Here is a 10,938-nt window from a genome sequence, read left to right as displayed (position 1 = left end):
AAGACATAACGATCGCCTACATTGGCACGCTCAAATCCAATCCCCAATGCTTTGATGGCATTTTCAACAGCGAGGTTGGTCATCAAAGTACCAACCACACCGCCTAAATTTTCTCCGCGGTCAAGACGATCTTTGGCGAGTACGTATAAGAGTTCATCACCATTAAATAATCTTCCTGAAGCGTCTACCATCTGTAAGCGATCGGCATCCCCATCCAAAGCTATCCCAAGATCCGCCTTAGTCTCTTTGACTTTTTCAATTAATGCCGCTGGAGCAGTAGCACCACATCCATCATTGATGTTTCTACCATCGGGATGAACTCCAATCGAAATGACTTCTGCACCAAGCTCATGAAAAACATGAGGAGCCGTGTGATATGCAGCACCATTGGCGCAATCTACTACCAACTTCATTCCCTTGAGATTGAGCTCACCGGGAAAAGTCGATTTACAAAATTCGATATAACGGCCGGCAGCATCATCTAAACGGAAGGCCTTACCTAATTCTTTAGAACTAACACAGCCCATCGGTTTAGCTAGTTCAGCTTCGATTGCTAATTCAAACTCATCGGTGAGCTTACCGCCTTCAGCAGAGAAAAATTTAATACCGTTGTCTTGATATGCATTATGTGATGCTGAAATCACTACCCCAGCAGATAAGCGTAAGGCTTTAGTGAGGTAGGCAACCCCTGGAGTAGGCATTGGTCCACATAGCATGACATCAACACCCGCAGCAGCGAAGCCAGCCTCTAAAGCAGCTTCCAATAAATAACCAGAAACACGGGTATCTTTTCCAATCAATACTTTGCAACGCTCACCTGGCTTAGCGTTTTGCACCAGCACTTTTCCAGCAGCATAGCCAAGGCGGGTAATGAACTCCGGAACAATCGGAAATTGCCCTACTTCACCGCGGATGCCATCAGTTCCAAAGTATTGTTTTTTCATGGGTTTAATTATAAAACTTGTGGCTATCTGGATTACTAGACTTAATGACTTAGTTCTGAACCGCCGCCCATATCTTGAGTGCATCAACAGTTTCAGGCACATCATGCACCCGAATAATACGGGCACCACGGTCTGCAGCCAGAATGGCAGCGGCAACACTAGGGGCTACCCGCTCATTAGTATCTCGGCCTGTTAATTTACCCAACATCGATTTACGAGAAATCCCCGCCAAGACGGGATACCCCAATTGGGAGATTTGATCAAATTCAGTCAGCATCTTAAGGTTATGCTCCAAACTCTTCCCAAATCCAAAACCAGGATCGATGGCAATTCTGTTTTTAGCAACACCTTGATTGACCAGCAAGTTAAGGCGCTCTTGTAAAAATTCTTTTACTTCTGCAATCACATCTTGATATTCAGGATCAAATTGCATCGTTTGCGGATCACGTTGCATGTGCATTAAAACAATGCCGCATTGCTTATCTGGATTATCTTGGTCACTCTCAATGATTGCACCTAATGCGCCCTCTTGTCGCAATGCCCAGATGTCATTCACGCAATCGACCCCAGCCTTGAGTGCTTGGCGCATGGTCTCGGCTTTATAGGTATCGATTGACAAGGCTACGCCGCAATCTTTTAAAGCTTCAATCACTGGCAAGACACGATCTAATTCTTCCTGGAGTGCTACAGGCTCTGCACCTGGACGGGTCGATTCGCCACCGATATCAATGATGTCGACGCCATTGGCAATCATGCGCTCCGCTTGCGCAATAGCATCACTTGGCGTTCTGAACTTACCACCATCCGAAAAGGAGTCTGGTGTGGCATTCAGAATACCCATCACCAGTGGGCGTTGATGTTTACTGAAATCAAAAAGAAAACGCCCGCAACGCCATGTTGCGGGCAGATTTTGCTTCATCACCTTGCTATTAGCTAGAGCTAATTAAGCAGTCGCTGGTGCGGCACCCGCAGCAGGACCTGGCGTACCAGCAGAGTTACCAAACTGGGTTGCTGGTGGCGGCTTTGGTGCACGTGGTGGACGGCCTTCCATGATGTCATTGATTTGTTCAGCATCAATAGTTTCCCATTCCATCAAAGCGGCAACCATAGCTTCAACCTTGTCACGGTTTTGCTCAAGAATGGATCTTGCCAATGCATATTGGCTATCTACCAATGCGCGAATCTCTGAATCCACCTTTTGCTGAGTTAACTCAGAAACTGTTTTGGAACTGGAACGACCGAACATGCCTTCAGATTCGGTATCGACGTAAACCATAGTACCTAAGCTATCACTCATGCCGTAGCGAGTCACCATGTCACGCGCCATTTTGGTAGCACGCTCAAAGTCATTCGATGCGCCTGTACTCATGGAATGCAAGAAGACTTCTTCAGCAGCACGGCCACCAAATAAAATCGCCAACTCTTCCATCATGCGGTCTTTATACAAGTTCACACGATCAAATTCCGGTAACTGCCATGTCACACCAAGAGCCATACCGCGCGGCATGATGGTGACCTTATGTACTGGATCAGCTTTAGGCAATACCTTAGCAACGACTGCGTGACCAGACTCGTGATACGCCGTATTACGACGCTCTTCTTCACGCATCACAGCAGACTTACGCTCAGGGCCCATGTAGATCTTATCTTTAGCATCTTCAAAGTCTTTCATGTCGACAGCACGCTTGTTGCGACGCGCTGCAAACAATGCAGACTCATTAACCAAGTTTGCTAAATCAGCGCCCGAGAAACCAGGAGTGCCACGCGCCAATACAGCTGCATCGACGTCCGGATCAATTGGCACCTTACGCATATGGACTTGCAGGATTTGCTCACGACCACGAATGTCTGGCAAGCCAACGTGTACCTGACGATCGAAACGACCTGGACGCAATAAGGCGCGATCCAAAACGTCAGAACGGTTAGTTGCAGCAACCACAATCACACCGCTATTGCTTTCAAAGCCGTCCATCTCAACCAGCATTTGGTTCAGAGTTTGTTCACGCTCATCATTACCGCCGCCCATACCAGCACCACGATGACGACCAACCGCATCAATCTCATCAATAAAAATGATGCAAGGAGAATTTTTCTTGGCGTTCTCAAACATATCACGCACGCGTGACGCACCGACACCAACAAACATCTCCACGAAATCAGAACCAGAAATAGAGAAGAACGGGACCTTTGCTTCACCTGCAATCGCACGTGCCAGCAAAGTCTTACCAGTACCCGGCGGGCCTACTAGCAATACGCCATGCGGAATGCGGCCACCCAGCTTTTGAAACTTTTGCGGATCCTTCAAGAAGTCAACGATCTCAAAGACCTCTTCTTTAGCTTCATCGCAACCAGCAACATCAGCAAAAGTAACAGTATTGCTATTCTCATCAATCAAGCGGGCTTTGGATTTTCCGAATGAGAATGCCCCACCCTTACCGCCACCTTGCATCTGGCGCATCATGAAGAACCAGAAACCAATAATCAATAAAGTCGGTCCAAGGTAATACAAAGCAGAAACCAGCATATTTGGCTCGTCATCCGCTTTACCAGTTACCTGAACACCGAATTTCATGAGATCGCCAACCATCCAAATATCTCCCGGGGAGATGATGGAGTACTTGCCGCCGTCATTCGGAGTCACTTGCAGAGTGCGACCTTGCACATCAACTCTTTTTACTTTGCCAGCTTTGGCATCGTCCATGAATTGAGAATAAGTGACTTGATTGGCGTCTTTTGGCTTATCAAACTGTTTAAAAACAGTAAAGAGCACGAGACCCACAATGAGCCAAACACCAATTTTTTGCAGCATGTTGTTATTCAAAACAGACCTTTGCCGGATTAATCCGGGAGTTAAAGCGGATTGCTATACCTAAGTATTTGATTCTACTACTAGGCTTTTTCAAGGGCTGAGACCCAATTTATTTAATAAGCCCCTACTTTTAGGGGGTTATTTGGGTGGCTTCAGGTCTCTACCCAATAAAAAGATCTCCGAAGACTTTGCTCTAGAGGCCTTAGGCTTTCTGGAAGCGACCGTTTTAAAGACCCTTTTAAAGGATTCTACGATTTGGCTATAGCCACTACCGTTAAAGCACTTAATCAGTAAGGCCCCATCAGGCTTGAGGTGCTGAACCGAAAAATCCAGTGCAATTTCAGCCAAAAAGGCCATCCGAGCCGCATCCGCTACGCCGACCCCAGATAAATTGGGTGCCATATCCGACATCACTAGATCGACTTTTCCATCTGCATCGGCAGGCAAAAGCGCTTCAAGCGCCTTTAAGCCCTCATCCTCACGAAAGTCCCCTTGAATAAAGGAAACATCAGCAATATCCTCCATTGGCAGGATATCAATCGCAATGATGGTTCCATCTGGTTTTCCGGATTCAATATTCGGATTATTTTTGCCCAGCTCAGTCAGGCGATTACGGGCGTATTGGGACCAGCTCCCAGGGGCACTTCCCAGATCCACAATGGTCATACCTGCTTTGATGAGTCGGTCCTGCTCGTCTATTTCGCTCAGTTTATAAACGGCTCGTGCACGATAACCCTCTTTTTGAGCCATCTTCACGTAAGGATCATTTAAGTGATCCTGCAACCAACTTTTATTAAATTTATTCTTTGCCACAACTTACCCACTTTCGACGTCCATTTTCCTCGTTTATGCCCTACAAGGCAAAAGGAATCGACTTAAAACAACTTCATATCTACATACATGAGGCCGAAAGCCCTGTTTTACAAGCCCTAATGCTCTATCATCGAGACCATGACTGCACTTACTATTACCCCCGCACAACGTAAATCCCTTAAAGCTGATGCCCATGGACTGAGCCCAGTTGTCATGATCGGTGGCGATGGCCTGACCCCTGCGGTCATTAAAGAGGCAAAGTTAGCGATTTCTCATCACGGTTTGATTAAAGTTCGCGTATTTGGTGATGATCGTGATGCGCGTATTGCCATCTATGAAGAGCTTTGCGACAAACTAGGTGCAGCTCCAGTTCAGCATATCGGAAAACTACTCGTTCTGTGGAAGCCTATCGATATCGTCGATGCAGCAATGCTCAATTTAGGTCGATCAAGCAAGCAAACTAAGAAATCATTGCAAGCTCCACGTACTAAGCGTCAACCAAATCGGGTTGTGGCAAAAGCTGGCGTTCGCACCAGCACTTCCGAGAGGTCGGATCGTCGCTCTGCAGCGAGCAAGTCACCATTTGAAAGAGCGGCTGCAGTAAAAAGCGCTGCCCCGAAGAAGCGTGTTCTACGCGCTGATGCTGCCGAATCCAAAATTGGTTGGTCATCACCAGGCTATCGCAAGGCATTTGCTGCACCGGCTCCGATTAAGAAGCGCAAAGTCCGTATGAGCAGCACGAAGAAGAAATCTTTAGGTTCTTAAGCTGAATATTGCAGCTTACTGCTAGCAAATAAAGAACGCCGCTAGTCGGCGTTTTTTATTACTTAACTCTTGGCTTAACTTTTACCTTGGCTCTGACTTCATCTTTTAGTGAGTCGCCAAACCAAGAAGATGCCCAGAAGACTCTGCAGCATAAATAGAATGCTGGAGGCACCATGCAGCCTGCCAAACAAAGTTGCTGAGGGTGAGAGCATGACTGGCATACCTTGGTCTAAAGCGTTATCCCTCAGAGTATTCATCCAAGGAATGAAAACAAAAGCGGCAGCGAGGGAACAAAGCAACATCGCCAACAAGAGCCAACGAATGATTCTGAATTGATTGAGTCCACGATTCACCAAGAGATTGGCTAATACCATCAGACCGATGCACACAATCAAACTAAGGTAAGCCTCTAATTTAAAAATGCTGCCGGCAACCATCCCCGCCGCCTGACGGTCACTCATGGTGCTAAAAATCGCCGGGGCAACTAAGTAGCCTACTGCGAGAAGGCTACCAACCCAAATACCTGCAATCAAAATAAAGAGTCTTTGAGCCCCAATATGGTCAGAGGTCTCTAAGGTTTGCATATTAATTCTGGGTTTGAATTAGATGTAACGAACCGCAAGAATTTCTACTTCGCGATTACCACCAGGGGCCTGAACAGCAACAACATCACCCTCTTCTTTACTAATCAAAGCCCGAGCAATCGGTGAGCTAATGGAAATCTTATTGACAGCAATGTCAGCTTCATCATCACCAACGATCTGATAGGTGAGCTTAGTGCCATCCTCTAGATCCTCCAGATCTACAGTGGCACCAAATACTACGCGGCCATTCACATCCAAAGTTGCTGGATCAATAATTTGAGCTGCAGAGAGTTTTCCCTCAAGCTCCTGAATGCGCCCCTCAATGAAGCCCTGCTTCTCTTTAGCTGCATCGTATTCAGCGTTCTCAGAAAGATCACCCTGTGCACGTGCTTCAGAGATGGCATTAATCACCGATGGGCGCTCAACATGCTTTAAGCGATGCAACTCCTCCTTGAGGAGTTCTGCGCCACGCTTAGTAATAGGGATTGTGCTCATGCTTCTTACCTAACTTAAATTAATTGAGAGTCTTATGCAGATTCTGCAATGAATATACTTCAAGGGACTCTTTATTGCCATTTTGTGAAGTCATCAAACCATCCATGACTGCTCGTGCTGCACTAATCGTAGTGTAGTAAGTCACATTATTGGCCTGCGCACTTGTACGAATAGAGCGTGAGTCGGCAATAGCAGTACGAGTCTCATCCACAGTAGTAAATACCAAAGAGATTTCGCCATTCTTGATCAAGTCCACAATATGCGGGCGACCATCTTTTACTTTATTCACTACACGAACTGGCAAACCAGCTGCTTCAATAGCTGCAGCTGTCCCTTTAGTGGCGACCATTGGGAATCCTAGTTGATGCAAGAGCTTAGCCACCTCTACTGCTTTAGGCTTATCACTATCCTTAACAGTCAACACCACAGTTCCACTCTTAGGCAATTTAATACCAGCACCTAGCTGAGACTTGAATAAAGCTTCGCCAAAGGTTTTACCAACACCCATAACTTCACCAGTAGAGCGCATCTCTGGGCCCAGGATTGGATCAATGCCCGGGAACTTGTTGAATGGGAATACTGCTTCTTTCACTGAGTAGTAGGCAGGCTTCACTTCTGATTTGATGCCCTGCTGATCCAGAGTCTGTCCAACCATGCAGCGCGCTGCAATCTTGGCTAACTGCAAACCGGTTGCCTTAGATACAAATGGCACTGTACGGGAAGCGCGCGGGTTTACCTCGAGAACGTAAATGACATCCTTGCCATCCACATTCTGGATCGCAAACTGCACGTTCATCAGACCAACTACATTAAGGCCTTTGGCCATCGCAGCAGTTTGACGCTTGATTTCTGCAATCGTCTCATCGGATAAAGAATATGGTGGCAATGAACAAGCAGAGTCGCCAGAGTGAACGCCAGCCTGCTCAATATGCTCCATCACACCACCAATGAATACACGCTGACCATCACTAATACAATCCACATCACACTCAATGGCATCGTTTAAGAAGCGATCTAACAATACTGGTGAGTCATGAGAAACCTTAACTGCCTCACGCATGTAGCGCTCGAGATCGCGGCCATCATGAACAATTTCCATAGCGCGGCCACCCAATACATAGGAAGGACGAACTACCAATGGATAACCAATTTCTTCAGCGAGCTTGAGGGCTTCATCTTCCGCACGGGCGGTACGGTTAGGTGGCTGACGCAAATTTAATTCATGTAATAACTTCTGGAAACGCTCACGATCTTCTGCAGCATCAATCATGTCTGGCGATGTGCCGATGATTGGAACACCATTAGCCTCGAGATCCAAAGCCAACTTCAATGGAGTCTGGCCGCCGTACTGCACGATCACACCTTTTGGCTTTTCAATGGCGACGATCTCTAAAACGTCTTCTAGAGTCAATGGCTCGAAATACAAACGATCAGATGTGTCGTAGTCAGTAGAAACAGTTTCTGGATTGCAGTTCACCATGATGGTTTCATAACCATCATCGCGCATGGCTAAAGCAGCGTGCACGCAGCAGTAGTCAAACTCAATGCCTTGACCGATACGGTTCGGGCCACCACCCAAGACCATGATCTTGTCTTTACTTGTAGGTTGAGATTCGCACTCACCGTGCTCTGCTTCGTAAGTGGAATACAAATACGCAGTATTTGTAGAGAACTCTGCTGCGCAGGTATCTACACGCTTGTAAACAGGCACCACTTTGAAACGATGACGTGCGGCGCGTACTGAGGCGGCATCTACCCCAAGCAATTTAGCTAAGCGACGATCTGAGAAACCTTTTTGTTTAATGAAGCGCAACTCTGACGCTGAAAGGCTATCAATCTTGCGCTGTTTGAGCTCTGTCTCCATTGTGATGAGTTCTTCAATTTGTTCCAAGAACCAAGGATCTACCTTAGTCTCGTTGTAAACCTCATCTAAACCCATTCCCATACGGAAAGCGTCAGCCAAATACCAAATACGGTCTGGACCTGGCTCGCCAATTTCTTGAATGATGTCATCTAAGTCTGTCGAGACTTCATCCAAGCCATCCACACCAACTTCTAAGCCACGCAGAGCTTTTTGGAATGACTCTTGGAAAGTGCGGCCAATAGCCATCACCTCTCCAACCGATTTCATCTGGGTTGTTAAGCGAGAATCTGCTTGCGGGAACTTCTCAAATGCAAAGCGAGGAATCTTCGTGACTACATAGTCGATGGATGGCTCAAAAGATGCTGGGGTTGCACCACCAGTAATGTCGTTCTTTAACTCATCCAAGGTATAGCCAACAGCGAGCTTTGCAGCAATCTTCGCAATTGGGAAGCCAGTGGCTTTAGAGGCCAGTGCAGATGAACGTGAAACACGAGGGTTCATCTCAATGACGATCATGCGACCATCAACTGGGTTGATTGAGAACTGGACGTTTGATCCGCCAGTGTCTACGCCAATCTCACGCAATACAGCAATCGATGCATTTCGCATCAATTGATATTCTTTATCCGTTAATGTTTGTGCAGGAGCAACAGTGATCGAGTCACCGGTATGCACACCCATAGGATCTAAGTTCTCGATAGAGCAAACGATGATGCAGTTATCGGCACGGTCACGCACCACTTCCATCTCAAACTCTTTCCAACCTAAGAGAGACTCTTCAATTAAGAGCTCACGTGTTGGTGACAAATCTAATCCTCGCTTGCAAATCTCTTCAAACTCTTCGCGGTTATAAGCAATACCACCGCCTGATCCACCCATGGTGAATGAAGGACGAATGACGACCGGGAAACCTAAGCTACCGGTTTCTTTCTGAATACGCTGCTGTACTTCATGCGCTTCATCCATTGAGTGCGCAATACCCGACTTAGCAGAGCCCAGACCAATTTTGGTCATCGCATCTTTAAACTTTTGACGATCTTCTGCTTTGTCAATGGCCTCTGGTGAAGCACCGATCAATTCGCAACCGTATTTTTCAAGAACGCCGTGACGATGCAAATCGAGTGCACAGTTCAAGGCAGTTTGTCCGCCCATAGTTGGCAAAATTGCATCCGGTTTCTCAGTAGCAATAATGCGCTCTACCACTTCCCAGGTGATTGGCTCGATGTAAGTCACATCCGCCATCTCTGGGTCAGTCATGATGGTTGCGGGATTGCTATTGACCAAGATGACTTTGTAACCTTCATCACGCAGAGCTTTACAAGCTTGTGCACCAGAATAGTCAAACTCACAGGCTTGTCCAATCACAATCGGACCAGCACCAATAATCAGAATGCTCTTAATGTCGCTACGCTTAGGCATTATTTGCCCCCCTTATTACCAACAGCGGCAGCATTCATGAGCTCCACAAAACGATCAAATAAATAGGCAATGTCATGAGGACCTGGTGAGGCCTCTGGATGACCTTGGAAACACAAGGCAGGCTTATCCTTCCAAGCCAAACCTTGTAGGGATCCGTCAAATAGAGAAACGTGCGTCACACGAATGTTGTCAGGCAAGGTATTGGCATCCACTGCGAAACCATGGTTCTGAGAGGTAATCGCTACGCGCCCAGTATCTAGATCTTTTACAGGATGGTTTGCACCATGGTGACCAAACTTCATCTTCAAAGTTTTAGCACCGGCGGCCAAGCCCATGATCTGGTGACCTAAACAGATGCCGAAGGTTGGAACACCCTTTTCAATAATTTCTTTTGCAGCGGCAATCGCATAATCGCAAGGCCCAGGATCTCCGGGGCCATTTGAGAAGAACACGCCATCTGGATTCATCGCCAATACTTCAGCAGCACTAGTTTGCGCGGGAACAATCGTTAACTCACAGCCACGCTCGGTGAGCATGCGCAAAATATTGCGCTTCACACCAAAGTCATACGCGACGACTTTTTTGATCGCCTTACTGGTATCTAAACTTCTGTATGCAGGTTTGCCATCTGGACCATGGAGATCCCACTCGGCTTCGCGCCATTGATATGGGGACTTGGTAGTTACTACCTTAGCCAGATCTAAACCAGCCATGCCTGGGAAGGCTTTAGCCAATTCCAAAGCTTTCTTACCGAGAGCCTCTACATCATCACCCATCTTGCCAGCAACGATTGCGCCAGACTGAGCGCCCTTGTCTCGAAGAATGCGGGTCAGTTTGCGAGTATCGATACCTGAGATGCCAACTACACCTGCCTTAGTCAAATAGGCATCTAGAGTTTCTTCAGAGCGGAAATTCGATACGCGCTTGGAAAGATCTTTAACGACCAAACCAGCAGCATGAATTTGGTCCGACTCAGCATCTTGACCATTCACCCCAACGTTACCAATATGGGGGTAAGTCAGCGTAACAATTTGGCGTGAATAACTAGGATCAGTAATGATCTCTTGATAGCCAGTGAGTGCGGTATTAAAAACGACTTCGCCGGTAGTTTCGCCAGGGGCGCCAATACTCAGACCGGGAAATACAGTGCCGTCGGCTAGAGCCAACACGGCGGGAGGAAAAGAAGGAAGCAAGGGTGACAAACCATCTCCAGTCCCTGCTCCATCCGACGCTCAACACCCCAAA

Annotated in this window: 9 protein-coding genes; 1 reads left to right on the top strand and 8 read right to left on the bottom strand. The window is 47.1% G+C overall.

The window, feature by feature from the left end:
- The 4 genes from glmM to B7X71_RS07625 all read right to left on the bottom strand — a co-directional run.
- A partial coding sequence (glmM, locus tag B7X71_RS07640; protein ID WP_293600463.1) for a phosphoglucosamine mutase occupies positions 1–944 on the bottom strand: 944 nt, incomplete at its 3' end.
- A gap of 49 nt (positions 945–993) precedes the next feature.
- Positions 994–1,863 carry a dihydropteroate synthase gene (gene folP, locus B7X71_RS07635; RefSeq protein WP_293599134.1) on the bottom strand — a complete coding sequence of 290 codons (870 nt, stop codon included), beginning with the start codon at positions 1,861–1,863 and terminating at the stop codon, positions 994–996.
- Between the two features lie 24 nt (positions 1,864–1,887).
- A complete protein-coding gene (gene ftsH, locus B7X71_RS07630; RefSeq protein WP_293599135.1) occupies positions 1,888–3,765 on the bottom strand; it encodes an ATP-dependent zinc metalloprotease FtsH in 1,878 nt (625 codons plus the stop codon).
- Between the two features lie 126 nt (positions 3,766–3,891).
- The gene (locus B7X71_RS07625) at positions 3,892–4,566 is read right to left on the bottom strand and encodes an RlmE family RNA methyltransferase (protein ID WP_215303393.1); all 675 of its coding nucleotides are present in this window, start codon (positions 4,564–4,566) and stop codon (positions 3,892–3,894) included.
- A gap of 138 nt (positions 4,567–4,704) precedes the next feature.
- On the opposite strand from B7X71_RS07625, the gene B7X71_RS07620 reads away from it, so the two are divergent.
- Positions 4,705–5,331 (top strand): YhbY family RNA-binding protein, encoded by a 627-nt coding sequence (locus B7X71_RS07620; RefSeq protein WP_293600462.1) that lies wholly within the window; start codon positions 4,705–4,707, stop codon positions 5,329–5,331.
- A gap of 98 nt (positions 5,332–5,429) precedes the next feature.
- Here B7X71_RS07620 and B7X71_RS07615 read toward each other — a convergent pair whose 3' ends face one another.
- Genes B7X71_RS07615 through carA form a run of 4 tightly spaced genes read right to left on the bottom strand, consistent with a single transcriptional unit; the run spans position 5,430 to position 10,886 of the window.
- Positions 5,430–5,915: a DUF4149 domain-containing protein gene (locus B7X71_RS07615; protein ID WP_215303389.1), complete on the bottom strand. Its 486-nt coding sequence runs from the start codon at positions 5,913–5,915 to the stop codon at positions 5,430–5,432.
- An 18-nt stretch (positions 5,916–5,933) separates the two neighbouring features.
- Positions 5,934–6,410 (bottom strand): transcription elongation factor GreA, encoded by a 477-nt coding sequence (greA, locus tag B7X71_RS07610; RefSeq protein ID WP_215303388.1) that lies wholly within the window; start codon positions 6,408–6,410, stop codon positions 5,934–5,936.
- Positions 6,411–6,429: 19 nt separating this feature from the next.
- Positions 6,430–9,693 (bottom strand): carbamoyl-phosphate synthase large subunit, encoded by a 3,264-nt coding sequence (gene carB, locus B7X71_RS07605; protein WP_293600461.1) that lies wholly within the window; start codon positions 9,691–9,693, stop codon positions 6,430–6,432.
- The gene (gene carA / locus B7X71_RS07600) at positions 9,693–10,886 is read right to left on the bottom strand and encodes a glutamine-hydrolyzing carbamoyl-phosphate synthase small subunit (RefSeq protein ID WP_293600464.1); all 1,194 of its coding nucleotides are present in this window, start codon (positions 10,884–10,886) and stop codon (positions 9,693–9,695) included. The genes carB and carA overlap by 1 nt, the downstream gene beginning before the upstream one ends.
- Between the last annotated feature and the right edge of the window lie 52 nt (positions 10,887–10,938).

Source organism: Polynucleobacter sp. 39-46-10 (assembly GCF_002282275.1).
Note: the sequence above shows the minus strand (reverse complement) of the source record. Positions and strands in the feature narration are given on the sequence as shown.